A 24573-nucleotide genomic window follows, 5' to 3' on the forward strand; every position below is an offset into this window, starting at 1 on the left:
CTGGCGATCACCTTCCGTGAAGGGCCGTCAGGATGACATGACAGCTTGAAAGTTAAAAGGTTTGCCCATGCAACCGTGATGGTGATCACAAGGGGTCCCTCAGCGCAGCGCCGGCACGTCGTCCTCCCCGATGCACTTCGCCGTCTGCCTGATCGGCCGTACCGCGGCGCTCAGGCGCACCAGGACGTCGTCGACCGCCGTCACCCGGTCGGAGATGCGGATCTCCACGGCCGGGTTACGGCCGTACGTGACCAGGACCCGGTCGGCCCCGGTCTTCTCCCGCCACACCCAGTCCACGTCGTCGACGTCGACGCACGCGTCCACGGTCGGCGCGGGCGGCTCCAGCCCACAGCGCAGGACCACCGCCCCGCCGCCCCACACGGCGACCCCGGGCGTGGAGACGGACTCACGCCGCTCACCGCCGAGCCCGGACGGATAGCCCCCGGCGATACGGGCGCACGCCGGATCATCGGCCCGGTCCGCCGAACGCACCCCGAAATCAAGCGAGTTCACCTCGCGCACGACCAGCAGGGTCCCCACCACCAGCCCGGCGACCACCACCCCCGCGACGACACGCCCCCGGCGCCCGAGCGGCCGTATGCCCATGTCACTCCCCATACCCGAAACCCCTGTACACGGCCCTTGACCCTAGCCAGCCCCACCCGAAGCCGGGCCGCCGCTCCGCCGTCACCCGGTGTTCACGTCCTGCGCAAACCATGCGCCCATGAGACGTGTCACCCCCGCCCTCGCCGGCCTCGGCGTCGCCGCCCTCCTCGCGGTCCCGATGACCGCGCAGGCCGCCCCCGGGCACCAGAACGACAGCACCAGCCTGGGCACGAAGGCCCCCTACGCACCCGAGCAGAATCCCCGCACCTACCAGCAGGCCCCCGCCGGTTTCGCCCCCGTCTTCACGGAGAACGTCTCCCGGCACGGCTCCCGCGCCGCCACCGACAGCGAGGACGGCGACCTGGTCCTCGCGCTGCTCAAGAAGGCGGACGCAGAGAACCAACTCACCGCCAAGGGCAGGGAGTTCGGCCCGAAGGTCCAAGCCCTGCTCGACGCCATGAGCAAGGTCGGCTACGGCCAACTCAGCGGCCGCGGCAAGGAGGAGCTCCAGGACACGGCGACCCGCCTGGAACAGCGCCTCCCCGGCCTCTTCGCCACGATCGCGAAGAAGGGCGAGAAGATCGACGTCGTCAGCTCCGGCCAGGGCCGCGCCGTCGACAGCGGCAACGTCTTCGCCTCGACCCTCGCCGAGAAGGACCCGGCACTGAAGTCCCTCATCGGCCCCACCCGCACCGACGTCAATCTGCTCTACTTCCACAAGGCGGCCGGCGGCGCGGCCTACCGCGACTACATCGCGGGCGACCAGCGCCTCGCGGCCACTTTGAAGAGCATCACCGACCAGCCGAAGACCCACACGGCGGCCCGCAGCGTCCTGAAGAAGCTCTTCCGCGGCGACTTCCTCGCCACCCTCTCCGCCGACGACCAGGTCGCCGCCGCCGAGGCCGTCTACAACCTGTACGCCATCGCCCCCGCGATGGTCCAGGAGAGCCCGGACGGCAAGGGCTGGGGCCTGGAGAAGTTCATCTCGAAGCGCGACGCGGCCTGGTTCGGCTACCTCAGCGACGCCGAGGACTTCTACGAGAAGGGCCCCGGCTTCGCCGACAGCGACATCACGTACAAGATGGCCGACGTCCTCCTCGACGACTTCTTCACGCAGGTCGAGGCCAAAAAGAACGGCACCAGCGACCTCGGCGCCGAACTCCGCTTCACCCACGCCGAGGAGATCATCCCGCTGGCCGCCCTGATGGGCCTGCCCGGCAGCACCCAGGGCGTCACCGCCGAGCAGCCGTACACCTACGCCGACAACGCGTGGCGCGGCGCCGAGGTCGCCCCGCTCGGCTCGAACATCCAGTGGGACGTCTTCCGCAAGGGCGACACCTACCTCGTACGGATGCTCTACAACGAGAAGGAGACCGCGTTCAAGGCGGGCTGCACACCCGTCTCCAAGGGCAGCAAGTTCTACGACCTGAAGGAGCTGGAGCGCTGCTTCGGCCGTACGGCCAACTGACCGGCACCCGCTTACTTGGTGCCGACGGTCCGCAGCACCGTCACCGCCAACGTCCGTGCCACGTCGACGACTTCGCGCACGGACACGCACTCCCGCGCACTGTGCGCCACCTGGATGTCCCCCGGCCCGTACTGGAGCGTGGGGATCCCGGCACCGCTGTACAACCGCAGATCGCTGCCGTACGGCGCCCCGCGCTCCCGTACCCCGGGGCCGCCCACCGTGTCCGCGTGGGCGGCCCTGATCGCGTCCGGCAGCGGATGCCCCGCCGCGAGCCTGCCGCTGGCGAACTGCCCGCCGGGCCAGGTCACTTCGACGGGGTGCTCGCGCAACCAGCCGTCGCCCGCGCACACTTCGGCCACGCACCGCTCGAACGCGGCACGGGCCTCCGCCGGGTCCTCACCCAGCCGTACCCCCAACCGCCCTTCCGCCACGAGGAGATCGGGCACGCTGCTGGACCAGTCGCCGGAGCGGACGATCCCGGTGGAGAGGGCGTACGGGATCGGGTACTCCGCCATCAGGGGGTGCGGGTCCCTGTTGCGGTCCCGCTCCAGCTCTTCGAGGGCCTTGTGCACCCGCAGGTACGCGTCGATCGCGCTCACGCCGTCGTAGCGTGAACTGGCGTGTGCGGCCTTGCCGTTCACGGTGATCCGGTAGGTGAGCGCGCCCGCGTTGGCGGTGATGAGCGTGCCGGCGGTCGGCTCGCCGATCACACAGACGTCGCCCCGGTGACCCCGCTGGAGGGTGGCGAAGGCGCCGAGTCCGCCGTCCTCCTCGCCGACGACGAAGTGCGCGGCGACCTGCCCCCTCAGTCGCACGCGGGAGGCGTGGAGAGCGCGCAACACGGCAAGGTGCGCCACGAGACCGGCCTTCATGTCACAGGCCCCGCGCCCGGACACGACATCCCCTGTCACCCGCGGCACGAACGGATCTCCGTCCCATGCGGTCGGATCGCCCGGTGGCACGACATCGACGTGCCCCTGAAGCACGAAAACCGGCCCGTCCCCACCGGCCGGGGTCACGGCGGCCAGCCCCCATGCCTCGTCCCGCGGCACCTCCATCCCCGGGAACTCGGGGTGCCCGAGCGTGCCGGGGAGATCGACGGACCACAGGTCCACGTCCATACCGAGGCGGTCCAGCCCGGCGGCCAGATGATGCTGGATCTCCGCCTCCGCCGGACTCCCGCTCACGCTGGGGATCGCGATGAGTTCCAGCAGTGTCCGCGCGATGTCCTTCTCGTCGATCGCCGCCAGTACGGCGGCCTCGTCGTCGGTCAGCAAGGCCCGCCCCCTCTCCTGCCGGTCAGGTTATCGGGCGGGTACGGTCATCCCCGGCTCCCCGCCCACCGTGAACCCGATCGCCGTCCCGCCGCCCTCCCTCGGATACGCGAACGGCGCGCCCCCGTGGGACAGCGCCACCTCCCGCACGATCGACAGGCCCAGCCCCGACCCCGGCAGGGACCTCGCGTCGGCCGCGCGGTAGAAGCGGTCGAACACCCTCACCAGGTCCGCGTCGGCGATTCCCGGGCCCCGGTCCAGGACCTCCACCCGCACCGGGCCCGCCACCGACAACCCGCTCACCGCGATCTCGATCGGCGCCGTGCCCTCGCGGTCGAACTTGGCCGCGTTCTCCACCAGGTTGGAGATCGCCCGCTGGAGCATCGCCGGGCGGCCGTCCGTCGTCGTCGCTCCGGTCGCGTGGACCACGATCTCGCGGCCGCTCCGGCGCCGGGCCACGCCCGCGACCTCCTCGGCGACGTCGGCGAGGTCCACCCGCTGGGGCGGCTCCGTGTCCGACTGCCCCGCCGCGAGGTCGACCAACTCGTTGACCAGGTCGGTCAGTTCGCGGGCCTCCTGGCCGAGGTCGGCGACGAGTTCCTCCCGGGTCTCCGGCGGGAGTTCGTCGATACGGCGGAGCAGCGAGATGTTCGTCCGCAGCGAGGTCAGCGGGGTGCGCAGCTCGTGGCCCGCGTCCTGGACCAGCCGGCGCTGGTCCTCCTCGGACTGGGCGAGCCGCCCCAGCATCCGGTCGAAGGCCCGGCCGAGCCGCCCGACCTCGTCGTACCCGGTGACCGGCACCTCGATCCCGAGCCGCCGGGTCCGCGCCACGTCCTCCGCGGCCGTGGTCAGCACGATCAGCCGACGCGTGATGCGCCGGGCCAGCCACGAGCCGAACAGCCCGGCCGCGAGCACGACAGCCGCCATGAGGATCAGGGTCCGCTGCTGGAGCGCCCGCAGCAGGTCCTCGGTGTCGCTGAACTCCTGCGCGACCTGCACGGCGCCCCGGCCGCCGCCGAGGGAGACGGTGGCGATGCGGTAGACGTCGCTGCCGACGCCGACCTCCTTGTGCTCGACGATCCGGGCGGCCGAGGAGGCGCCCGCCATGGTCCGGTCCGCCGCGGTGACCGGCAGCCCGGGCCGCCCGGGATCGGCGACCTGCCCGTCCGGCCCCAGTACCTGTACGTCGGTGCGGGCGGGGCGGACCAGGTCGTGGCCGGGCGCCGAGGAGGAGAAGTCCTCCGGTGTCATCCGGTGCTGGCTGACCTCGTCCCGCAGATCCTGCACGACCTGGTCGAACACGGACTCCTGGTCGACGCGCACCAGACGCGCGGCGGCGGTGTACGACACCACGCCCACCAGGACGGTCACCGCGGCCGTGACCGCCGCGAAGGACACCGCGAACGTGGTCCGCAGGGACAGCAGCCGGGGGCGCGGCCTCGCCCACAGCCGGGCCAGGCGGCCCAACTCAGTCCTCCCTGAGGACGTAACCCACCCCGCGCACCGTGTGGATCAGCTGCGGGGCGCCCGGGTCGTCGAGCTTGCGGCGCAGGTAGCCGACGTAGACGGCGAGGTTCTTGGAGCCCGGGCCGAAGTCGTAGCCCCAGATGCGGTCGTAGATCGTGGAGTGGTCGAGCACGATGCCGGCGTTGCGCACCAGCAGCTCCAGCAGCTCGAACTCGGTGCGGGTCAGCTCCAGCTCGCGCCCGCCGCGCCAGGCCCGGCGGGCCTGGATGTCCATGCGCAGCCCGGCGGCCTCGATACGGCCCTGGGGCAGCGCGGGCTCGGGCGACGGCTTGAGCGCTGCGGCGGCGCCGACCGGGGCCATGCCGTCGGGGCTGGTGCGGCGCAGCAGGGCGCGCAGCCGGGCGAAGACCTCCTCGACGTCGAAGGGCTTCACCACGTAGTCGTCGGCGCCCGCGTCCAGTCCGGCGATCCGGTCCTGGGTCTCCACGAGCGCCGTCAGCATCAGGATCGGCGTCCGGTCGCCCTCGGCGCGCAGCACCCGGCAGACCTGGAGCCCGTCGATCCCGGGCATCATCACGTCCAGGACGAGGACGTCCGGAGGCGTCTTGTGGGCCTGCGCCAGCGCCTCGACCCCGTCGGCGACCGCGGTGACCCGGTAGCCCTCCAGGGTCAGGGCACGCTCCAGCGCGTTACGGATGGCGCGGTCGTCTTCGGCGAGCAGCACAGTCTGGGGCACCCCTTCAGTGTGCCGTGCCCTCCGAGTCGTACGACGTGATGAGCAGCTCACCGGTGCCCTTCTTACTGGCCTCTCACCCGGTAGGACGCAACGCACCGAGCCGCTGAACCCCCCAGGGGCGCGGGGAACTGCGCGACCAGCCACAGCGGACCGGCAGACGACAACCGGCGGGCACCCCTACGGCGCTGCTTACTTCTCCGCCGCCCCCAACAGCGACGCATGCGTAGGCGCATCCGGCACCCCCGCCGCCCGCCCCTTGGCGAACTCCTCCCGCAGCACCGGCACGACCTCCTCACCGAGCATCTCGATCTGCTCCAGCACGGTCTTCAGCGGCAGCCCCGCGTGGTCGACGAGGAACAGTTGACGCTGGTAGTCCCCGGCGTACTCGCGGAACGTCAGCGTCTTCTCGATGACCTGCTCCGGGGAGCCGACGGTCAGCGGCGTCTGCTCGGTGAACTCCTCCAGCGACGGCCCGTGCCCATACACAGGCGCCACATCGAAGTACGGCCGGAACTCCCGCACCGCGTCCTGCGACCGACGCCGCATGAACACCTGCCCACCCAGCCCCACGATCGCCTGCTCCGCCGTCCCATGCCCGTAGTGCGCGAACCTGCTCCGGTACAGCTCGACCATCCTCTTCGTGTGGTCGGCCGGCCAGAAGATGTTGTTGTGGAAGAACCCGTCGCCGTAGTACGCGGCCTGCTCGGCGATCTCCGGCGACCGGATGGACCCGTGCCACACGAACGGCGCGACCCCGTCCAGCGGCCGGGGCGTGGCGGTGAACCCCTGCAGCGGCGTACGGAACTTCCCCTCCCAGTTCACGACGTCCTCGCGCCACAGCCGCCGTAGCAGCGCGTAGTTCTCGAGCGCCAGGTTGATGCCCTCCCGGATATCCTGCCCGAACCACGGGTACACCGGCCCGGTGTTCCCGCGCCCCATCATCAGGTCCACCCGCCCGTCGGCCAGGTGCTGGAGCATCGCGAAGTCCTCGGCGATCTTCACCGGGTCGTTCGTGGTGATGAGGGTGGTCGCGGTGGAGAGGACGAGCCTCTCGGTCCGCGCGGCGACGTACCCGAGCATGGTCGTCGGCGACGACGGCACGAACGGCGGGTTGTGGTGCTCACCGGTCGCGAAGACGTCCAGCCCGACCTCCTCGGCCTTCAGCGCGATCGCGACCATCGCCTTGATCCGCTCGCGCTCGGTCGGCGTACGGCCGGTCGTCGGGTCCGGCGTGACATCACCGACGCTGAAGATCCCGAACTGCATGCTCGCCCACCCTCCAGGTAGTTTACGGTTCAACTATAACCGCTGCCCGAGGGGTGCGCCAGCGCCCTGGAGGGGCGCGGGGCTGTATCGATGTGTGGCTCCGCCACGCGGGCGCGACAAGCCCCCACCGGCCCGCAGCCAAAAACCCGCTCCACCCCCTGTCACACTCCCCGACCGCCCCGCGTCAGTGTGCTGACCCCACTGAACCGGAGCCCCCGAGGAGCCCACCATGACCACCGCCCACACCCTCACCACCCTGCTCGCCGCAGCGATGGCCGCCTACTCCGGCACCGTCGTCCTCACCCGCGCCGACTGGATCGTCAAGGCCCTCACCGACTACGCCGTCCCCCGCGCCTGGTGGCCCTACCTCGGCGCGGCCAAGCTCACCGGCGCCGCGGGCCTCCTGATCGGCCTCGCCGTCCCCCCGATCGGCATCGCGGCCGCGATCGGCCTGGTCCTCTACTTCACCGGCGCCGCGCTGACCGTGGTCCGGGCCCGCTGGTACACCCACATCCCGTTCCCGCTGCTCTACGCGGCCCCGGCGATCGCGGCCCTGACCCTCACCTGAGCCCCGCCCCCTCGCCGGTCAGAAGTAGTACTCGTCCCCCGTGTCCAGCACGAGCACCCGCTGCCGGTCGTTGTCCCGGTTGCGGTCGACCGTCCCGCCGTTCCAGACGGTGTCGATCTCCAGCAGCACCTCGGCGGGCCCGCCCCGCAGCCGTACCCGCAACTCCACCCGCTCCCCCGTCGCGTCCGCCGCCAGCGCCCCCACCCGGCACAGCACGACCCGCTCCCCCGACCGCGCACACCCGCCCGGCAGCTCCTGCCGGTTCGTCAGCGGCTCGGACCAGCGCAGCCGTACCGTCGCGTCCGGTACGGCGGCCGGCCCGTGGTTGCGCGCGGTGAACCGTACGTCGACCCGCCCGCCCGCCATCGAGGCGGCACCGTGATACGCCAGATCGGCCTCGGGCCCGACCCCGGCGTGGGCCACCGGCGCCACCCCGCCGACCACCACCGCACCGCACACCGCAAGCACTCGCAAACCCCACGAACCCCACAGACCCCGCATGCCACCACTCCTCGCTCAGCCGCCGTGATCGCAGGGATGTATCCCACGTACGGCGACGGACAGGCGCCCTCCATCAGGTGACACCGGCCCGTGTGCGAGGCTGCGGGACATGCTGATCGCCCGCTCCGCCGCCCTGTTCGTCGTCGCCGCCGTCTTCGAGATCGGCGGCGCCTGGCTGGTCTGGCAGGGCGTACGGGAGCACCGCGGCTGGATGTGGACGCTGGGCGGTGTCCTCGCCCTCGGCGCCTACGGCTTCGTCGCCACCTTCCAGCCCGACGCCCACTTCGGCCGCGTCCTCGCCGCGTACGGCGGCGTCTTCGTGGCCGGCTCCCTGCTGTGGGGCATGGCGGCGGACGGCTACCGCCCCGACCGCTGGGACATCGCGGGCGCCCTGATCTGCCTCGCGGGCATGGCGGTGATCATGTGGGCGCCGCGCGGCGACTGAGCGGGACGCCACAGGACCGGCCTATGGCGTGGGCTCGTCCGGCAGCAGCCCCAGCTGCCCCAGGAACTCCATCTCGTCGAAGTAGAGCCGGTAGTCGGTGATCCGGCCGTCCTTGACCGTGGCGATGTCCACCCCGCGGATGGCGATCTCCCGCTGCGTCGCGGGGAGCGTCTCGCCGGTGGGCAGCTGGATCGGCCCGGTGTTGCGGCCGTGGTAGACGCCCTCGTCGATGGCGGTGTCGCCCACCTCGTAGGCGTGCAGCGACTCGAAGGTCGCGTCCGGGACCGCCTCCGTCATCTGCCGCCAGTACGCGACGATGTTCTCGCGGCCGTGGATCTCCCCCTCGTCGGGGGTGACGGCGACCGCGTCCTCGGCGTACAGCTCGGCGATGGTCTTCAGGTCCGGGTGCGCGGTGAGCGCGTCCGTGAGCCGGTCCATGACCTCACGCGCTTCTCCCATGGTCCACCTCCGGGAAAGGGAGGATCACCCCCCTCATCCTCCCACCGGACCGCCATCCGGACCGCCCGGGAGAACACCGCGGGCCCCGCCTATCCTGGGGAGCGGCCACCCGAACGCCGACCCGAGGAGCCACCGCCCATGCCCAGCGCAGCGTCCCGCATCGCGATCGTCACCGGTGCGAGCAGCGGAATCGGCGCGGCCACCGCCCGGCAGCTCGCGGCGGCCGGCTACCGCGTGGTCCTGACCGCCCGCCGCAAGGACCGTATCGAGGCGCTGGCGGAGGAGATCACCGCGGCGGGCCACCAGGCCACGGCCTACCAACTGGACGTGACGGACCGCGCGGCGGTCGACGAGTTCGCGACGGCCTTCAAGACGGTCGGCGTGCTGGTCAACAACGCCGGCGGGGCGCTCGGCGCGGACCCGGTCGCGACCGGCGACCCGGCGGACTGGCGCACGATGTACGAGACGAACGTCATCGGCACGCTCAACGTCACCCAGGCGCTCCTGCCCAAGCTGGAGGCGAGCGGCGACGGCACGATCGTGGTCCTCTCCTCGACGGCCGGGCACGGCACGTACGAGGGCGGCGGCGGCTACGTGGCCGCGAAGCACGGCGCGCACGTCCTGGCGGAGACCCTCCGCCTGGAGATCGTGGGCAAGCCGATCCGGGTGATCGAGATCGCCCCGGGCATGGTCAAGACGGACGAGTTCGCCCTGACCCGCTTCAACGGCGACGAGGAGAAGGCGGCGAAGGTCTACGAAGGCGTGGCGGAACCCCTCACGGCCGACGACGTGGCCGACACGATCACCTGGGCGGTAACCCGCCCCAGCCACGTCAACGTAGACCTCCTGCTCCTCCGCCCCCGAGCCCAGGCCTCCAACACCAAGGTCCACCGAGACCTATGACAGACAACCGCAAAGACCCCCACAACGAACGCCAGATGTGGTGGTGGCTCGCCTACTTCCTCTTCGGCATCCACATCGTGGCCTTCGTCATGATCTACGCGGTGATGCACGCCCCGAAGTAGTCACCCACAGGGATGAACGCTCTCGATCACCCGAACGCCTGATGAACTGGCGCTCTAGGCTCGCGCCACAACATCAAATCGACGGCCCCCGGCCGGGACTGGCATCCCGCCCGAGGGCCTGACCAGCAAGGAAGGCACACTTCCTCAGTACGCGTGCATGTTCGGCTTCTTGCAGGCGGACGGGCATCTGTCCCAACAGTCCCGACAGCGAGGCCGGTTGACGGTTGAGATCAACGCGCGTGACATCGGCCTCCTACGCCAGTTCCAGCAACTGACGCCGTACAACAGCAGCATCACCGAGCGCACCCGGTCCACGAACTTCGCCGAGACCCACACCTCGGCCACCTGGAGCCTGTGCTCCCTCGAAGCCCGGACCCTGATCAACAACCTCGGCCTGCCCTACGGCCGCAAGTCGAAGACGATCTCCCCGCCCAGCGTCGAGTTCTCGCACTGCGACTACCTTCGAGGCGTCATCGACGCCGACGGTTCAGTGGGATTCACCAAGCAAGGGCTGCCCTTCATCTCCCTCACCACACAAAGCACGACCATTGGCGCCTACCTGTGTTCCCACGCCCAGGGCGTCACGGGTTCCGAGCGCACTCTCAAGCGAAACGCCCGAGACGGTATCTACAACATCCTCTACGTGACGGAGAACGCCCAGAAACTGGCAGCCCACCTCTATTACCCGTGCTGAGGCCTCCCCGCATCAAGTGGACTGCCGAAATGGACCGGGTCCTGCTCTCAGCCCCAACCATCGCCCACGCCGCTGCGCAGCTCGGTTACTCCACGAGCCCCTGCCAAAATCGCCGGTGGAAACTGCTGCATGGCGTAGTACCGCTGCCGGACTGAGCACGCTGTGGGGTGCGGCACTCGACCACCGCACCCCACTGCACTCCTAACCCTTCACGCAGATGAACTGCTTCAGCTTCGCCACGACCTCGACCAGATCCCGCTGCTGTTCCATCACCTGGTCGATGTTTTTGTAGGCGCCGGGAATCTCGTCGAGCACGCCGGAGTCCTTACGGCACTCCACGCCCCGCGTCTGCTCCTCCAGGTCTCGAACCGTGAAGCGCCGCTTGGCCGCGTTACGGCTCATGCGCCGCCCCGCGCCGTGGGACGCGGAGTTGAACGCCTTCTCGTTGCCGAGGCCCTTCACGATGTACGAACTCGTGCCCATCGAACCAGGGATGATCCCGAACTCACCGGATCCCGCACGGATCGCACCCTTACGTGTGACCAGCAGGTCCATGCCCTCGTAGCGCTCCTCCGCCACATAGTTGTGGTGGCAGGAGATCTCGGCCTCGAAGGCCGGCTTCGCCTTCTTGAACTCCCTGCGGACCACGTCCTTCAGAAGCCCCATCATGATCGCGCGGTTGTACTTGGCGTATTCCTGCGCCCAGTACAGGTCGTTCCGGTACGCAGCCATCTGCGGAGTGTCCGATACGAACACCGCCAGGTCACGGTCCACTAGACCCTGATTGTGCGGAAGCTTCTGCGCCACGCCGATGTGATGCTCGGCCAACTCCTTGCCGATGTTCCGGGACCCCGAGTGCAGCATGAGCCAGACCGAATTTGACTGATCAAGACAAATTTCGATCATGTGATTTCCGCTTCCAAGCGTTCCCATCTGCTTTCCAGCCCGCTCCTGACGGAATTTGACCGCATCCGCCACCCCGTCGAACCGCCCCCAAAAGTCCTCCCACCCCGCAGTCGCGAACCCGTGCATACGCCCCGGATCGACGGGACTGTCATGCATCCCCCGCCCCACCGGAATAGCCTGCTCGATCTTCGACCGCAGCCGAGACAGATCCCCCGGAAGGTCGTTCGCCGTCAGTGACGTCTTCACCGCCGACATCCCGCAGCCGATGTCGACGCCCACCGCGGCCGGGCAGACAGCCCCCCGCATCGCGATGACCGACCCGACCGTCGCCCCCTTGCCGTAGTGGACGTCCGGCATGACCGCCAGGCCCTTGATCCACGGCAGGGTCGCGACGTTGCGCAGCTGCTGGAGCGCGCCCTCCTCGACCGTCGCCGGGTCGGTCCACATCCGGATGGGTACCTTCGCGCCCGGCATCTCCACGTACGACATATCGCCCTCAATCCCCCGCAAACCAAAGAAAAGTCACAGATCGCAATACCGGCGCCAAGGTCGACGAAAGGGATGACGGACCGGCGTTCACGGCAGTGCGTGCGATAGACATTGTTCCCAAGGGGCGCCCCCCTGCGGCAAGCGAATAACCAGCGGGGACACTGAGATCCCCACCGTTTCGGAGACATTCCGAGAGGAGCCCCACCGTGCAGCGGAAGGCCTACGTACCCGGCGTCGCCGCCCTCCTCGCGGCGCTGTTGGCCGGCTGCACCGGCAGCTCGGACAGCGGCGGCAGCACCGACGACGCCAACCCCGGCGACGCCGGCACCGCCACGGCCGCGGCCCAGCCCGGCCGCTACCGCACCCTCCCGGAGCCCTGCGGCGCGGTCTCCCACAGCACCCTCGACTCCCTGCTGCCCGGCATCGCGGAGATCACGGACCCGGACCAGCAGGAGCTGGCGTACGAGGGCGAGGCGACCCTGACGTACGACACGGACCGCCGGGTCGGCTGCCGCTGGAAGGTGGAGTCCACGGACGCCACCGACCACCTCTCGGTCGACTTCGAGCGTGTGGTGTCGTACGACAACGCGGTCAGCGACGACAGCCAGGCGCAGGAGCTGTTCGCGAAGGCGGAGGAGAAGGCGGATCTGCCGGACACGGCGACCGCGAGCGCCACGTCGGACGTGTCGGAGAGCCCCTCCCCTTCCAACTCCACCGCGTCCCCGACCGCCTCCGCCACCCCCTCCGACCTCCAGCCCCGTCTCCTGGACGACCTGGGCGACGAGGCGTTCCTGGACGACACGTTGAGCAACTCCGCCTCGACGGCCCAGCAGCGCACGGTGACTGTGGCGTTCCGCACGTCCAACGTGATCGTGACGATCGAGTACGAGGAGCAGCCGACGACGCTCGGCGTGACTCCGGACAGCAAGGAAATGCAGGACAAGGCCCGGAAACTGGCGTCGGAGCTGGCCGACTCGTTGTCGAGCTGAGCGCCCTCCACAGGCCCCTCACCCCCGCGCACGAAGCAGGCGAAGCAGGGCCGCAGGTCCTCCTCACCGCGTACCGTGGCCCCTCGGACCCGATCCGACGGCAGGAACCACAAGCGTCATGAGTGAAGGAACCATGCAGCGACGAGCCGAGCGTGACCAGAGCGAGAAGCGAGCGAAGCGCCTTTCCCGTGTCCTTGTGGGCGCGGCCGTGGTGCCCGTGATGCTGGTCGCGGCGGGCTGCTCCTCCGGCTCCGACGGGGACAGCGGCAGTGGAAGCGGTGGCGACACGGCGGCGGCGGGCACCGGCCCGGGCGCCTCGGCGTCGGCGAGCGCGGCGCCGACGGTGCAGGCGGCGGCGTACAAGTCGCTGCCGGAGTCGTGCGCGGTGCTGACGGGCAAGACGCTGGGCGAGCTCGTACCGAAGGCGGCGAAGTCGGGGAAGAAGGGCACCGCGGAGGCCGGGACGCGCGGGAGCTGCTCGTGGAGCAGTCTCGCGAACAACGGTGTGAAGGGCTCCCAGTTCCGCTGGCTGAACGTCTCCCTGCTGCGTTTCGACTCGGACAGCTCGCGCGGTTCGGGCGAGCAGCAGGCGCAGAAGTACTACGAGCAGCAGGTCCAGGACGCCCAGGCGGTGGAGGGCGCGAAGAACGTCAAGTCGCAGACGGTCGCCGGTACGGGTGATGTGGCGACGCTGGTGCGGTACGACCTGAAGAAGAAGGAAGGCGCCTTCAAGCAGCAGACGGTCGTCACGCGCGTGGAGAACGTCGTCGTGACCCTCGACTACAACGGCGCGGGTCTGGCGGGCGACAAGTCGCCGAGCGCGGACAGCCTGGTGAAGCTGGCGGAGAAGGCCACGAAGGAGGCCGTGGCCTCGGTGTCCGCGGCCAACGGCGAGGGCGCCGCCGTCGGCGGCTCGGCGAGCCCGACGCCCTCCAAGTCGGCTTCCAGGACGCCCTCGTCCTCCCCTTCTCCGTCCAAGTCGGCGGCAAAGAAGAGCTGAAGTAGGGCTGACGGCCACTACCGGCCACGCGTGCGCAGCACACATGTGCCACTCTGTTGCGCGCAACAAGACGTACAGGGAGGGGAGTACGGGTGGCCGCGCCCATGCAGCTGACCCGGATGCACCGCGTTCTCATCGGCGTGGTCGTGTTCGGCGCAGTGATCATCGCCGGCATCGGCTTCGCGGGGTCGTACGCGGCCGTCCGCGAGCTCGCCATCAAAAAGGGCTTCGGGAACTTCAGTTATGTGTTCCCGATCGGTATCGACGCGGGCATCTGTGTGCTGCTCGCCCTGGACCTGCTCCTGACGTGGATCCGCATCCCGTTCCCGCTGCTGCGCCAGACGGCGTGGCTGCTGACGGCGGCGACGATCGCGTTCAACGGCGCGGCGGCCTGGCCCGACCCGCTGGGCGTGGGCATGCACGCGGTGATCCCGGTGCTGTTCGTGGTCGCCGTGGAGGCGGCCCGGCACGCGATCGGCCGGATGGCCGACATCACGGCGGACAAGCACATGGAGGGCGTCCGCCTCACCCGCTGGCTGCTCTCGCCGGTGCCGACCTTCCTGCTGTGGCGCCGGATGAAGCTGTGGGAGCTGCGCTCCTACGAGCAGGTCATCAAGCTGGAGCAGGAACGTCTCGTCTACCAGGCCCGCCTCCAGGCCCGCTTCGGCCGCGCCTGGCGCCGCAAGGCCCCGGTGGAGTCCCTGATGCCGCTGCGTCTGGCGCGCTACGGCGTTCCGCTAGCCGAGACCGGTCCGGCGGGCCTCGCCGCGGCGGGGATAGAGCCGCAGGTGCTGCCGCCGGCGCCGGTCGCGTCGGCGGCCCCGGCCCGCGCGCTGGAGACCAAGGCCCCGGTCCAGCAGCAGGCGCCGGTCCAGGAGCAGGCCCCGATGCCGATGCCGGTCCAGATGGCGCCGACGGAGCCGGAGGCGAGCCAGTGGTTCGCGCCGCCGCCGCATGTGCAGCAGTACCAGGGCGACTACGACCCGGGCTACGAGCCGCCCCGCTATGTCCCGGGCCCGGAGGACCAGGCCTGGTACGAGGACCAGTTCGAGCAGGCCCAGCAGTACCCGGTCGAGCAGTACCCGGTCGACGTGCCGGGCCCCCGCGAGCCCTCGATGGAGGAGACGGGCAGCTTCCCGATCCCGTCGGGCCCGAACCGCACCCGGGAACTGGGCGAGGGCGGCGGCCCGCCGGAGCCCGCGCAGCCGACCGAGGAGGACTACTACCTGGTCTTCCGTGAGTCGATAAAGGGCGGCAACGGCGCGCCGACCCCGCGCGGTTTCGTCGAGGACGTCGAGATGACGTACGACGTCACGCTCGACGAGGCCGACGCCAAGCGCATGGTGACCCGCTTCACCAACCGGCTCAACGCGGAGATGGCGGACGAGCACATCGCCTGAGCCTGAAGCCAGAGCTACGACGAGAGGGGGCGCCCGGTACTCACCGGGCGCCCCCTCCTCGTAGCACCGCTTACTCCCCGAGCAGCCGCCGAACCCGCTCCTGACCCACCGCCAGCAACAGCGTCGGCAGCCGCGGCCCCGTGTCCCGCCCGACCAGCAGGTGGTACAGCAGGGCGAAGAACGTCCGCTGGGCCGTCTTGATCTCAGCCGGCAGCTCCTTGGGCGTGGCGTCGGCGGAGAAGCCGGCCTGCACCTTGGGGACGCCGTAGACGAGGTGGGTGAGCCCGTCGAGCGACCAGTTCTCGGCGAGGCCGTCCAGAAGCAGGCGTACGGACTGCTGGGAGGCCTCGTCGAGGGACTTCAGCAGGTCGAGGTCGGGCTCCTCGCGCACGATGGTCCGCTGGTCGGCGGGGACGTGCGTGTTGATCCAGGCCTCGGCCTTGTCGTAGCGCGGGCGGGCCTCGTCGAGGGAGCCGATCGGGTCGGCGGGGTCCAGCTCGGTGAGGATCCGCAGCGCCTGGTCGGCGTGGCCGGCGGTGATGTCCGCGACGGACGCGAGCGTGCGGTACGGCAACGGGCGGGCCGTGCGCGGCAGTTCACCGCCCGCGGTGCGTACCGCGCGGGAGTGCGCGGCGATGTCGGCGGGCAGGGCGGAGCCGTCGGCGACCTTGGCGTCGAGCTTGTCCCACTCGTCATAGAGCCGCTGGATCTCCTGGTCGAAGGCGATCTTGAAGGACTGGTTGGGGCGGCGGCGGGCGTAGAGCCAGCGCAGCAGCTGAGGCTCCATGATCTTCAGTGCGTCACCGGGGGTCGGCACGCCACCCCTGGACGAGGACATCTTCGCCATGCCGGAGATCCCGACGAAGGCGTACATCGGCCCGATGGGCTGCTTGCCGCCGAAGATCCCGACGATCTGCCCGCCGACCTGGAAGCTGGACCCCGGGGAGGAGTGGTCGACCCCGCTCGGCTCGAACACGACCCCCTCGTACGCCCACCGCATCGGCCAGTCGACCTTCCAGACCAGCTTGCCGCGGTTGAACTCGTTGAGCCGGACGGTCTCGGCGAAGCCGCAGGCGTTGCAGGTGTACGACAGCTCGGTGGTGTCGTCGTCATACGAGGTGACCGTGGTGAGGTCCTTCTCGCAGTTGCCGCAGTAGGGCTTGTACGGGAAGTATCCGGCGGTCCCGGAGGAGCCGTCGTCCTCGGCGGCCGCGCCGGACCCCTCGGCGGCCTCCACTTCGGCCTCGTCGAGAGGCTTCTGCTGGGGCTTCTTCCCAGCAGCGGGCGCCTTCTTGGTCCGGTACTGGTCGAGGATCGCGTCGATGTCGCCGCGGTGCTTCATGGCGTGCAGGATCTGCTCGCGGTAGGTACCGGCGGTGTACTGCGCGGTCTGGCTGATCCCGTCGAACTCCACGCCCAGCTCGGCGAGCGCCTCGACCATGGCGGCCTTGAAGTGCTCGGCCCAGTTCGGGTACGACGAGCCCTTCGGCGCCGGGACCGAGGTCAGCGGCTTGCCGATGTGCTCGGCCCAGCTCTCGTCGATCCCGGCGATCCCGGCGGGCACCTTGCGGTACCGGTCGTAGTCGTCCCAGGAGATGAGGTGGCGCACCTGGTGACCGCGGCGCCGGATCTCGTCGGCGACGAGGTGCGGGGTCATGACCTCGCGCAGGTTCCCGAGGTGAATGGGCCCCGAGGGCGACAGCCCGGACGCGACGACAACCGGTTTGCCCGGGGCCCGACGCTCCGACTCCTCGATGACCTCATCCGCGAAACGGGAGACCCAGTCGGTGGTCTCGGCACTCTGACCCACGATCGGCACGTCCTTCTTTCTGGCTTGGGCAGCGTGAAAGGGCTGCGCATACCAGTCTAGGCGCCACACCCACCAACCCAGGGGCGCGGGGAACTGCGCGACCAGCCCCCACCGGCCCGCAGCCAAAAAAACCGCTACACCCCCCATGGGATACTGACCGTGTCTACGCAAACCCCCGAGGAGAACGGCTCCCACCCCATGGCCCCGGTCACGTCCCTCAGCGACTCCGTCAACCAGCGACTCGCCGACGCCCTCTCTTCCGCCCTCCCGGAAGCCGACGGCGTCGACCCGCTGCTGCGACGTAGCGACCGGGCCGACTTCCAGGCGAACGGCATCCTCGCCCTCGCCAAGAAGGCCAAGGCAAACCCGAGGGAGCTGGCGACGCAGGTCGTCTCCCACATCACCACCGGCGACGTGATCAAGGACATCGAGGTCTCCGGCCCCGGCTTCCTCAACCTCACGATCTCCGACAAGGCGATCACCGAGAACCTCGCGGCACGCTACGAGGACGGCGACCGTCTCGGCGTCCCCCTCGCGGAGCACCCCGGCATCACCGTCATCGACTACGCCCAGCCGAACGTGGCCAAGGAGATGCACGTAGGCCACCTCAGGTCGGCGGTGATCGGCGACGCCCTGCGCGGCATGCTCGACTTCACCGGCGAGCGGACCATCGGCCGGCACCACATCGGCGACTGGGGCACCCAGTTCGGCATGCTCATCCAGTACCTGATCGAGCACCCGGACGAACTGTCGGCGAAGACCGACACGGACGGCGAGCAGGCGATGTCGAACCTGAACCGCGTCTACAAGGCGTCGCGCGCGGTCTTCGACGCGGACGAGGCGTTCAAGGAGCGGGCGCGCAAGCGGGTCGTGGAGCTCCAGTCCGGCGACAAGGAGACCCTCGACCTGTGGCAGCGGTTCGTGGACGAGTCGAAGGTCTACTTCTACTCCGTCTTCGAGAAGCTCGACATGGAGATCCGCGACGAGGAGATCGTCGGCGAGTCGGCGTACAACGACGGCATGCCGGAGACCGCCCGCCTCCTGGAGGAGATGGGCGTGGCGGAACGCTCGGAGGGCGCGCTGGTCGTGTTCTTCGACGACATCCGCGGCAAGGACGACAAGCCGGTCCCGCTGATCGTGCAGAAGGCGGACGGCGGCTTCGGCTACGCGGCCAGCGACCTGACGGCGATCAGGAACCGCGTCCTGGACCTGCACGCCACGACCCTGCTGTACGTCGTGGACGTCCGCCAGTCCCTGCACTTCCGGATGGTCTTCGAGACGGCCCGCCGCGCGGGCTGGCTGGGTGACGACGTCACCGCGCACAACATGGGCTACGGCACCGTGCTGGGCGCGGACGGCAAGCCGTTCAAGACGCGTGAGGGCGAGACGGTCAAGCTGGAGGACCTGCTCGACGAGGCCGTCGAGCGGGCCACCGCAGTCGTCCGCGAGAAGGCCGAGAAGGTGGGCCTGTCCGAGGCCGAGATCGTGGAGAACGGCCGCTACGTCGGGATCGGCGCCGTGAAGTACGCGGACCTGTCGACGTCGGCGAACCGCGACTACAAGTTCGACCTGGACCAGATGGTATCGCTGAACGGCGACACGTCCGTCTACCTCCAATACGCGTACGCCCGTATCCAGTCGATCCTGCGCAAGGCGGGCGAGGCGAAGCCGGCCGCGCACCCGGAGCTCGAACTCGCCCCGGCGGAGCGGGCGCTGGGCCTGCACCTGGACGCGTTCGGCGCGCTCGTCTACGAGGCGGCGGCGGAGTACGCCCCGCACAAGCTGGCGGCGTACCTGTACCAACTGGCCTCGCACCTCACGACGTTCTACGACCAGTGCAAGGTGCTGTCGGAGGACAACTCCGCCGAACTCACGGAGAACCGCCTCCTCTTGGTCGACCTCACGGCCCGCACCCTGCACAAGGGCATGGCCCTGCTGGGCATCAGGACCCCGGAGCGCCTCTGACAACACCGGCACATACCGCGGCCCGTCCTCTCCCCCGGGGAGGACGGGCCGCGGTACTGCTGGCTGACGACACGAGCGTGCACCGCGGACGGCACCGCTGGCCAAGGTTGCCGCGGAAGTGACGTCGTCACGGGACGCCCACCCCTCTGACCTGCGGGGACACCGCCCGGTGGGACGACGCGGCGGGACGGTTCCGCAGACCGATGGCCGATTCCGTACGGGTGCGGGAACCACGGCCGCACGGGTTCCGTGGATCCTTGAGTTCACGCCGATGCGGATCGCGAGTGGGGAGCACATGTCGCGTTGGAAACCGCTGCCCGAGGAACTGGACCCGGGCGTGCGGCAGTTGGTGGTGCGATTACGCAGGCTGAAGGACCACAGCGGCCTGAGCCTGCGACAGCTGGCGGCGAAGACGGGGTACAGCGCGAAGTCCTGGGAGCGCTATCTGGGCGGCCGTTCGCTGCCGCCCGTGGAGGCCGTGCGGGCGCTGGCGGGAATCGCGGGCGAGGACCCGGTCCGGCTGCTCGCCCTGCACGAGGTCGCGGTCGAGGGGTGGACGCGGGACCGGACCGATCCGCCCGCCCCGCGGCCCAGGACGGCGGAGGGCCCGCGCTCCCCGGGCCGGGCGCTGCGGATCGCGCTGGTGGCGGGGGCGTCGGCGCTGGTCCTGGCCGTCTCGGCGGCCCTGCTGGTGGCCATACGACTGGACGGCGACGGTGACGGTGACGGCGGCGGGACGGAGGCGACCCCCGCCGCCCCGCCCGCGCTCTCGGCCCCGCCGGTGTCGGGATCGGGCACGACCCCGGTCCCGCCGTACACCTGCCGGCTGGAGCGGACCGACGGCCGCTGGTACGCGGGCCTCAGCCGCACCCTGGACCTCAACCTGGCGCAGGGCAACGCAGGTCCGGACGTGGCGGAGGCGCAGTGCCTGCTGCGCAGGAAGGGCATCTCGCCGGGCGCCGTCGACGGGATCTTCGGTCCGCGGACCCAGCGGGCGGTCGAGGAGATCCAGCGGCGGGCGGGCCTGGTCGTGGACGGCATCATCGGCCCGCACACCTGGAAGGCGATGCGCGGATGACCGTACCGGAGCCGTCCCCGGCGCGAGAGCGGCTCTGCGCCGAGCTGCGCGGGCTGCGGGCCCGCACGGGGGTGAGCCTGGCGGGGCTGGCGAGGGAGACGACGTTCAGCAAGTCGTCCTGGGAGCGCTATCTGAACGGCAGGACGCTGCCCCCGCGCGCCGCGGTGGAGGAGCTGTGCGCGCTGGCGGCCGAGCCGACCGCCCGGTACCTGGCGCTGTGGGAACTGGCGGAGGCGGAGTGGGGCGGCCGCGCGGCGCTCCCAGCTCCGGAGCCCTCTACTCCTCCGGAGGACGGGACGCCCCGCCCGGACCATCGGCGCGCGGCCGTGGTGGCGGCCCTGGTGACCGCGTGCGCGGTCATCGTCGCGGCGCTGGTCCTCGCCCTGCTCCTGCTCCCCAACGGCGGCTCCCCTACGGCGACTTCGGCGTCCCCGACCGCCGTGGTCCCCCTCTGCTCGGGCGCCGAATGCAAGGGCAAGGACCCCATGGCCCTCAGATGCGCCGCCCAGCCGGACACCCTCGCCGACCACCGCACCGCCACCGGTGCCTGGATCGAACTGCGCTACAGCGAGGTGTGCGGCACCAGTTGGGCCCGCATGTGGGACACCCGCCTCGGCGACGAGCTCACGGTGACCCCGGGCAACCGCCACGCGCAGATCCGCACCCCGGCCGAGACGAACGCCTACGTCTACACGTACATGACGGTCACGACCCCCGGCACAAAGGTCCAGGCCTGCTTCGCCCCGGCAACGGCGGGCCACCGGGAGTGCGTGGCGGGGGTGGTGCCCTGAGAGGTCAGCCGCGCTGGATGCCGACGGTGTCCTGGAGGATGCCCCGCCGCCCGTCCTGCGTCTGCACCACTAGTGCCGAGCCCCGGGACTCCACCGCGAGGTACCAGGTGCCCGGAAGCAGTTCACCGATGGGTTCGATGCCGCCGTCCTCCGGGAAAAGCTGCCGGGCCATCGGTACTGCCATCCAGAACGGGGACGAACCGGAGTTGGCGGTGGAACCGGCCGCGGGCCTGCGCGACAGCTCGTTCTTGGGCGCGCTCACAGGCTCGGGCTCGGGCTGCACGTCGTCGTCCAGGTCGCCGTCGTCCTCGATCAGCCCGAGATAGGTCAGCGCCTTCTTCGTCTTCGACTTCTCGGGGCGGGTGGTGTCGGAGCCGCGCTCCGGGCCTTCTCCCGTGATCCACCCCGGGCTCCGGGCCTGCCGGTCCGCGTACATCGTCGCCGGCGCCCGGGCCGCGTCCGTCGCCTCCACGCTCTCGTCCGCCGTGGCCGCCCGCAGCCCGGCGGTGTCCTGTTTCACCCCTTCGGCGAAGGCCAGCGCCTCGCGCCGCGCCTCGTGGCGGATGCGCACCGCCTCCAGGCGGGCCTCGTCCAGCAGTGCCCGGCCCTCACGCGCCGCGGCCTCCCGAATCCGCTCGGCCTCCGTCCGCGCAGCGCCACGTATCACATCGATGTCCCGCGCGGCCTGCTCCCCCTCCAGGCTCGCCGCGCGCAGGGCCGCCGCGAGGGCGTGCCCGGCCTGCGCCCGCTGTGCCTCCGCCAGTTGCAGCAGTTCCCGCGCCGTCCTCAGGAACCGCCCGGCGACGGACCCGGCGTGCTCCAGCCGGGAGGCCTCCAGCACGGTGTCCCCGTCCGCCCCCATGGACTCCTCCACCAGCACCTCGATTAGAGCCTGTTGGACGGCGTCCGCGTCGACCGGCCGGTCATCGGGGCTCTTGGCGAGCAGGCCCAGCACGAGGCCGTTCAAGGTATCCGGCAGGTCTTCGACCAGCCGCCCCGGCGGCACCGGTGTCTCGTCCAGCTGTTTCCGCAGCACCGCCAGCGGGTTGTCGCCGACGAAGGGCGGCCGGCCGGTCAGCGCGTGGTACAGCAGGCATCCCAGGGAGTACAGGTCGCTGCGGTGGTCGATCTCCCGGGCGCCGTCGGCCTGTTCGGGCGACATGTACGGCGGTGACCCGAGCAGCGCCCCCGTCACCGTCAGCTCATGCACGCTCATCGTCTCGCCGAGGAACTTCGCCACCCCGAAGTCCAGCACTTTCGCCGTCCCCTCGGGCGTCAGCAGCACGTTGGCCGGCTTGATGTCCCGGTGCACGACACCCCGCCGGTGCGCCGCGTCCAGCGCCTGGGCGATCTGTACGGCCCACCCGACGGCGAGCGGCCAGGCGGGAGCGCCCTCCTTGAGTCTTCGGCCGAGGGAGACGCCTTGGACGAGCTCCATGACAAGGTAGAACACCGGCCGTCCGCCCACCGGCACCTCGCCCCAGTCGTGCACGGTGACGATGTTCTGGTGCGACAGCCGCCCCGCCAGCTGCACCTCCCGCCGGAACCGCGTCCGCGTCTCCTCCTCGTTCGCCCCGAAGGCGTGGACCAGCTTCACGGCCACGTCCCGCCGCATCCGCTCGTCCTGCGCGGCCCAGACCTCGCCCATCCCTCCGACCCCGAGCCGGTCCCCGATCAGGAACCGGCCGGCGAGCAGTTCCCCACGCATCGCGCGCCTCCCCCGCCCTCACCCGGTCACACACCCGCCGAGCTGCCCGACGCCCCGTACGACCCGCCCGCGACCCGCCGCAGCCGCCGTGCCTCGTCCTCCAGCCGCCGCGCGATGCCGCCCGCGCCGCCGGTCCCGTCCCCCAACCCGCTGGCCAGGAGTTGGGCGGCGAGGCTGTCGAAGTAGTGTGCAGCAGCGAGGAGTTGCTCGTCACCGTCCGCAAAGGTGTCGTTCATGACGTGCCCGATGTGCCGGCTGATCTCGTCCCGGGCGTCCTGCGTCAGCTCGATCGCCCGCCCGGTCTGGGCGAGGACGGAGTGGCAGGAGCGCTGCAGTTCCTCATCGAGCCGGACGGGTCGGATGGACACGCTGTGGACGTCTCCGCTCTGCAGGACGCGGGTCCCGAGCACGTCGCCGTCGTACGCCTCGAAGCGCCGCAGGTCCATCGCGGTGGTCGCGCCGAGCGCCGCGCGGAAGCACGGGTGGACGTGGAACTCCGTCTCGTGCGGCTGCACCGGCAGGTCGTCGTCCATGACGAACACGACGTCGTTGCCGCGCCGCACCCCGAGGAACCCGACGCCGTGCAGGACGTCGACGATCCCGGGAAGCGTCAACGCCTCGGTGTACGCGGGGAACAGCGAGTGCAGCGAGCCCACGGCGGCCTCGAATCGCGCGGCGAGCGCGGTCCGCGTGACGACGTACCCGTTGTTCTGGAAGAGCGGGTACAGGTTCTTCAGGAAGGGATGCGCGACGAGATACTCCAGGGCCAGGTCCTTGAGCTTCCACGTGGAGAACTGCCGCCCGGCCTGGAGCACGTCCTCCTCGGTGATCCGCTCCCGCCCGTTGACTAACCAGGCGGTCTCCTGGCACAGGTTGAGGAACTGGATGGCGTCCCGCGGCCGGGGCAGACAGCGCCGGAAGAGGTACGACGGCGTCTCCTCGTCCCCCACAACGGCCGGGAACACCTCACCACCCCACAGTCGTTCCTCGGTCACCTCCACCCCGGCGGAGGCCCGCGCCCGGGCCAGCGCGAGATCCCGCAGCGCCTGTTCGGTCCAGGAGATGCGCAGTTCGTCGCCCCGGTACTTGTCCCCTTCCCCGAAGGAGAGGGAGTCGTAGATGTCGGCGCGCAGGAACAGCAGGAAGCGCACGGAACGCCGGTACAGACTCGTCGCGTGCTTGGCCGCCAGCAGCAGCCCGATGACCATGGAGATGCTGTCCGCCTCGGCCGACCACACCAGCTCCAGCTGGTCGACCATGACCAGGAGAGGCCCGTGCGCGTCGGCACACCCCAACTCGTCGAAGGCCCGGGCCACTCCGCGCTCGACAACCTCCAACTGCCGTGCGGCCTGGGCTCCTTCGGACGGTGCCTGGGCGAGATCCAGCCCTGCCTTGACCCCGAACGCCTCCAGGGACAACGACGTCTGCAACCCCCGCGCGCCCTGGGCGAGCCGGTCCACGAGCCGCTCGCCGCCTGCCGCCTCGCCGTTCTGCTTGAGGAACCGGGCGAGCGCCTTTACCGAGTCGATCCTGTGACCGCCGTCGTGCGCGTCCTTGGCGTGGGCCACGAGATGCCGGGCGGCATGGACGGCGAACACGAACCGCCATATCAACGCCTTGGCAGAGTCCCCCGGCAGTCCTTGCAGTTCGAACCGCCGGATCTCCTCCCCGGCGGCCTCGTCAGGGGTGACCAGCAGCCGCTCGGCGTACGCGTCCCCGCGATCGGCCATCAGCTGCATGCACACGGCGCTCTTGCCGGACCCCTTGCGCCCGATGATGAGCATCTTGCGCCCGCTCATGGCGGCGCGATAGGCGGCGTTCGGCAGGAACCCGCCGCGGAGCAACAGCCCCTCGGTCACGTCCCGCTCGGCGTCCTCCCGCCCGAAGTGCACACGCGCGAGCAGCAGCTCGTCGGCCATGCCGTCCCC

23 protein-coding genes are annotated in these 24573 nt (G+C 70.5%); 12 read left to right on the forward strand and 11 right to left on the reverse strand.

Annotated features, from left to right (window positions below):
* Nucleotides 1–99 precede the first annotated feature (99 nt).
* A complete protein-coding gene (locus ABZ896_RS12950; RefSeq protein ID WP_360926452.1) occupies nt 100–606 on the reverse strand; it encodes a DUF3515 family protein in 507 nt (168 codons plus the stop codon).
* A 118-nt stretch (nt 607–724) separates the two neighbouring features.
* Between ABZ896_RS12950 and ABZ896_RS12955 the strand changes: the two genes are divergently transcribed.
* On the forward strand, nt 725–2074 hold the full coding sequence (locus ABZ896_RS12955) for a histidine-type phosphatase (RefSeq protein ID WP_360926455.1): 1350 nt from the start codon (nt 725–727) through the stop codon (nt 2072–2074).
* Nucleotides 2075–2085: 11 nt separating this feature from the next.
* Here the strand turns inward: ABZ896_RS12955 and ABZ896_RS12960 are convergent, their stop codons facing one another.
* The 4 genes from ABZ896_RS12960 to ABZ896_RS12975 form a co-directional block, all read right to left on the reverse strand.
* Nucleotides 2086–3351: an ArgE/DapE family deacylase gene (locus tag ABZ896_RS12960; protein WP_360926458.1), complete on the reverse strand. Its 1266-nt coding sequence runs from the start codon at nt 3349–3351 to the stop codon at nt 2086–2088.
* 27 nt (nt 3352–3378) lie between these two features.
* Nucleotides 3379–4815 carry a HAMP domain-containing sensor histidine kinase gene (locus ABZ896_RS12965; protein WP_360926461.1) on the reverse strand — a complete coding sequence of 479 codons (1437 nt, stop codon included), beginning with the start codon at nt 4813–4815 and terminating at the stop codon, nt 3379–3381.
* Between the two features lies 1 nt (nt 4816).
* Nucleotides 4817–5551: a response regulator transcription factor gene (locus ABZ896_RS12970; RefSeq protein WP_360926463.1), complete on the reverse strand. Its 735-nt coding sequence runs from the start codon at nt 5549–5551 to the stop codon at nt 4817–4819.
* Nucleotides 5552–5740: 189 nt separating this feature from the next.
* Complete coding sequence (locus ABZ896_RS12975; protein WP_360926466.1) at nt 5741–6817, reverse strand: LLM class flavin-dependent oxidoreductase; 1077 nt, start codon at nt 6815–6817, stop codon at nt 5741–5743.
* A 229-nt stretch (nt 6818–7046) separates the two neighbouring features.
* On the opposite strand from ABZ896_RS12975, the gene ABZ896_RS12980 reads away from it, so the two are divergent.
* Entirely contained in the window at nt 7047–7385 is a 339-nt protein-coding gene (locus ABZ896_RS12980; protein ID WP_360926469.1) for a DoxX family protein, read from the forward strand.
* An 18-nt stretch (nt 7386–7403) separates the two neighbouring features.
* On the opposite strand, the gene ABZ896_RS12985 is transcribed toward ABZ896_RS12980, so the two are convergent.
* Nucleotides 7404–7886 (reverse strand): hypothetical protein, encoded by a 483-nt coding sequence (locus ABZ896_RS12985; protein WP_360926471.1) that lies wholly within the window; start codon nt 7884–7886, stop codon nt 7404–7406.
* Nucleotides 7887–7995: 109 nt separating this feature from the next.
* Here ABZ896_RS12985 and ABZ896_RS12990 point away from each other — a divergent pair, with 109 nt between their 5' ends.
* On the forward strand, nt 7996–8331 hold the full coding sequence (locus ABZ896_RS12990) for a YnfA family protein (RefSeq protein ID WP_360926474.1): 336 nt from the start codon (nt 7996–7998) through the stop codon (nt 8329–8331).
* A gap of 21 nt (nt 8332–8352) precedes the next feature.
* Here the strand turns inward: ABZ896_RS12990 and ABZ896_RS12995 are convergent, their stop codons facing one another.
* A complete protein-coding gene (locus tag ABZ896_RS12995) occupies nt 8353–8790 on the reverse strand; it encodes a nuclear transport factor 2 family protein (RefSeq protein ID WP_360926477.1) in 438 nt (145 codons plus the stop codon).
* Nucleotides 8791–8928: 138 nt separating this feature from the next.
* Here ABZ896_RS12995 and ABZ896_RS13000 point away from each other — a divergent pair, with 138 nt between their 5' ends.
* The 3 genes from ABZ896_RS13000 to ABZ896_RS13010 all read left to right on the forward strand — a co-directional run bounded on the left by ABZ896_RS13000 (nt 8929) and on the right by ABZ896_RS13010 (nt 10509).
* On the forward strand, nt 8929–9693 hold the full coding sequence (locus tag ABZ896_RS13000; protein WP_360926480.1) for an SDR family oxidoreductase: 765 nt from the start codon (nt 8929–8931) through the stop codon (nt 9691–9693).
* Nucleotides 9690–9815 carry a hypothetical protein gene (locus ABZ896_RS13005; RefSeq protein ID WP_360926482.1) on the forward strand — a complete coding sequence of 42 codons (126 nt, stop codon included), beginning with the start codon at nt 9690–9692 and terminating at the stop codon, nt 9813–9815. Before ABZ896_RS13000 ends, ABZ896_RS13005 begins: the two co-directional genes overlap by 4 nt.
* A 217-nt stretch (nt 9816–10032) precedes the next feature.
* Complete coding sequence (locus ABZ896_RS13010; protein ID WP_360926485.1) at nt 10033–10509, forward strand: hypothetical protein; 477 nt, start codon at nt 10033–10035, stop codon at nt 10507–10509.
* A gap of 201 nt (nt 10510–10710) precedes the next feature.
* Here the strand turns inward: ABZ896_RS13010 and ABZ896_RS13015 are convergent, their stop codons facing one another.
* The gene (locus tag ABZ896_RS13015) at nt 10711–11904 is read right to left on the reverse strand and encodes an RtcB family protein (protein ID WP_360926488.1); all 1194 of its coding nucleotides are present in this window, start codon (nt 11902–11904) and stop codon (nt 10711–10713) included.
* A 206-nt stretch (nt 11905–12110) separates the two neighbouring features.
* Between ABZ896_RS13015 and ABZ896_RS13020 the strand changes: the two genes are divergently transcribed.
* The 3 genes from ABZ896_RS13020 (at nt 12111) to ABZ896_RS13030 (ending at nt 15293) form a co-directional block, all read left to right on the forward strand.
* A complete protein-coding gene (locus ABZ896_RS13020) occupies nt 12111–12893 on the forward strand; it encodes a DUF3558 domain-containing protein (RefSeq protein WP_360926491.1) in 783 nt (260 codons plus the stop codon).
* 118 nt (nt 12894–13011) lie between these two features.
* The gene (locus ABZ896_RS13025) at nt 13012–13893 is read left to right on the forward strand and encodes a DUF3558 family protein (protein WP_360926494.1); all 882 of its coding nucleotides are present in this window, start codon (nt 13012–13014) and stop codon (nt 13891–13893) included.
* Between the two features lie 119 nt (nt 13894–14012).
* The gene (locus ABZ896_RS13030; protein WP_360926548.1) at nt 14013–15293 is read left to right on the forward strand and encodes a DUF2637 domain-containing protein; all 1281 of its coding nucleotides are present in this window, start codon (nt 14013–14015) and stop codon (nt 15291–15293) included.
* 70 nt (nt 15294–15363) lie between these two features.
* Here the strand turns inward: ABZ896_RS13030 and lysS are convergent, their stop codons facing one another.
* Nucleotides 15364–17112 carry a lysine--tRNA ligase gene (lysS, locus tag ABZ896_RS13035; RefSeq protein ID WP_360926497.1) on the reverse strand — a complete coding sequence of 583 codons (1749 nt, stop codon included), beginning with the start codon at nt 17110–17112 and terminating at the stop codon, nt 15364–15366.
* Nucleotides 17113–17301: 189 nt separating this feature from the next.
* On the opposite strand from lysS, the gene argS reads away from it, so the two are divergent.
* The 3 genes from argS (at nt 17302) to ABZ896_RS13050 (ending at nt 20937) form a co-directional block, all read left to right on the forward strand.
* Nucleotides 17302–19068, forward strand: a complete 1767-nt coding sequence (gene argS / locus ABZ896_RS13040; RefSeq protein ID WP_360926551.1) for an arginine--tRNA ligase — start codon at nt 17302–17304, stop codon at nt 19066–19068.
* Between the two features lie 295 nt (nt 19069–19363).
* Entirely contained in the window at nt 19364–20146 is a 783-nt protein-coding gene (locus ABZ896_RS13045) for a peptidoglycan-binding protein (RefSeq protein WP_360926500.1), read from the forward strand.
* The gene (locus ABZ896_RS13050; protein ID WP_360926503.1) at nt 20143–20937 is read left to right on the forward strand and encodes a DUF2690 domain-containing protein; all 795 of its coding nucleotides are present in this window, start codon (nt 20143–20145) and stop codon (nt 20935–20937) included. Before ABZ896_RS13045 ends, ABZ896_RS13050 begins: the two co-directional genes overlap by 4 nt.
* A gap of 4 nt (nt 20938–20941) precedes the next feature.
* Here ABZ896_RS13050 and ABZ896_RS13055 read toward each other — a convergent pair whose 3' ends face one another.
* Both ABZ896_RS13055 and ABZ896_RS13060 read right to left on the reverse strand, forming a co-directional pair.
* Complete coding sequence (locus ABZ896_RS13055; protein ID WP_360926506.1) at nt 20942–22645, reverse strand: protein kinase; 1704 nt, start codon at nt 22643–22645, stop codon at nt 20942–20944.
* Between the two features lie 26 nt (nt 22646–22671).
* Nucleotides 22672–24564 carry a hypothetical protein gene (locus tag ABZ896_RS13060; protein WP_360926507.1) on the reverse strand — a complete coding sequence of 631 codons (1893 nt, stop codon included), beginning with the start codon at nt 24562–24564 and terminating at the stop codon, nt 22672–22674.
* Between the last annotated feature and the right edge of the window lie 9 nt (nt 24565–24573).

This window comes from Streptomyces sp. NPDC047072, from assembly GCF_040643855.1.
Taxonomy (GTDB): Bacteria; Actinomycetota; Actinomycetes; order Streptomycetales; family Streptomycetaceae; genus Streptomyces.

Bases quoted from the DNA above. Each gene is read 5' to 3' on its own strand.
- ABZ896_RS12950 (WP_360926452.1), bottom strand. From the start codon at position 606: ATGGGCATACGGCCGCTCGGGCGCCGGGGGCGTGTCGTCGCGGGGGTG.
- ABZ896_RS12955 (WP_360926455.1), top strand. From the start codon at position 725: ATGAGACGTGTCACCCCCGCCCTCGCCGGCCTCGGCGTCGCCGCCCTC.
- ABZ896_RS12975 (WP_360926466.1), bottom strand. From the start codon at position 6,817: ATGCAGTTCGGGATCTTCAGCGTCGGTGATGTCACGCCGGACCCGACG.
- ABZ896_RS12980 (WP_360926469.1), top strand. From the start codon at position 7,047: ATGACCACCGCCCACACCCTCACCACCCTGCTCGCCGCAGCGATGGCC.
- ABZ896_RS12985 (WP_360926471.1), bottom strand. From the start codon at position 7,886: ATGCGGGGTCTGTGGGGTTCGTGGGGTTTGCGAGTGCTTGCGGTGTGC.
- ABZ896_RS12990 (WP_360926474.1), top strand. From the start codon at position 7,996: ATGCTGATCGCCCGCTCCGCCGCCCTGTTCGTCGTCGCCGCCGTCTTC.
- ABZ896_RS12995 (WP_360926477.1), bottom strand. From the start codon at position 8,790: ATGGGAGAAGCGCGTGAGGTCATGGACCGGCTCACGGACGCGCTCACC.
- ABZ896_RS13000 (WP_360926480.1), top strand. From the start codon at position 8,929: ATGCCCAGCGCAGCGTCCCGCATCGCGATCGTCACCGGTGCGAGCAGC.
- ABZ896_RS13005 (WP_360926482.1), top strand. From the start codon at position 9,690: ATGACAGACAACCGCAAAGACCCCCACAACGAACGCCAGATGTGGTGG.
- ABZ896_RS13015 (WP_360926488.1), bottom strand. From the start codon at position 11,904: ATGTCGTACGTGGAGATGCCGGGCGCGAAGGTACCCATCCGGATGTGG.
- ABZ896_RS13025 (WP_360926494.1), top strand. From the start codon at position 13,012: ATGAGTGAAGGAACCATGCAGCGACGAGCCGAGCGTGACCAGAGCGAG.
- ABZ896_RS13030 (WP_360926548.1), top strand. From the start codon at position 14,013: ATGCACCGCGTTCTCATCGGCGTGGTCGTGTTCGGCGCAGTGATCATC.
- argS (WP_360926551.1), top strand. From the start codon at position 17,302: ATGGCCCCGGTCACGTCCCTCAGCGACTCCGTCAACCAGCGACTCGCC.
- ABZ896_RS13045 (WP_360926500.1), top strand. From the start codon at position 19,364: ATGTCGCGTTGGAAACCGCTGCCCGAGGAACTGGACCCGGGCGTGCGG.
- ABZ896_RS13050 (WP_360926503.1), top strand. From the start codon at position 20,143: ATGACCGTACCGGAGCCGTCCCCGGCGCGAGAGCGGCTCTGCGCCGAG.
- ABZ896_RS13055 (WP_360926506.1), bottom strand. From the start codon at position 22,645: ATGCGTGGGGAACTGCTCGCCGGCCGGTTCCTGATCGGGGACCGGCTC.
- ABZ896_RS13060 (WP_360926507.1), bottom strand. From the start codon at position 24,564: ATGGCCGACGAGCTGCTGCTCGCGCGTGTGCACTTCGGGCGGGAGGAC.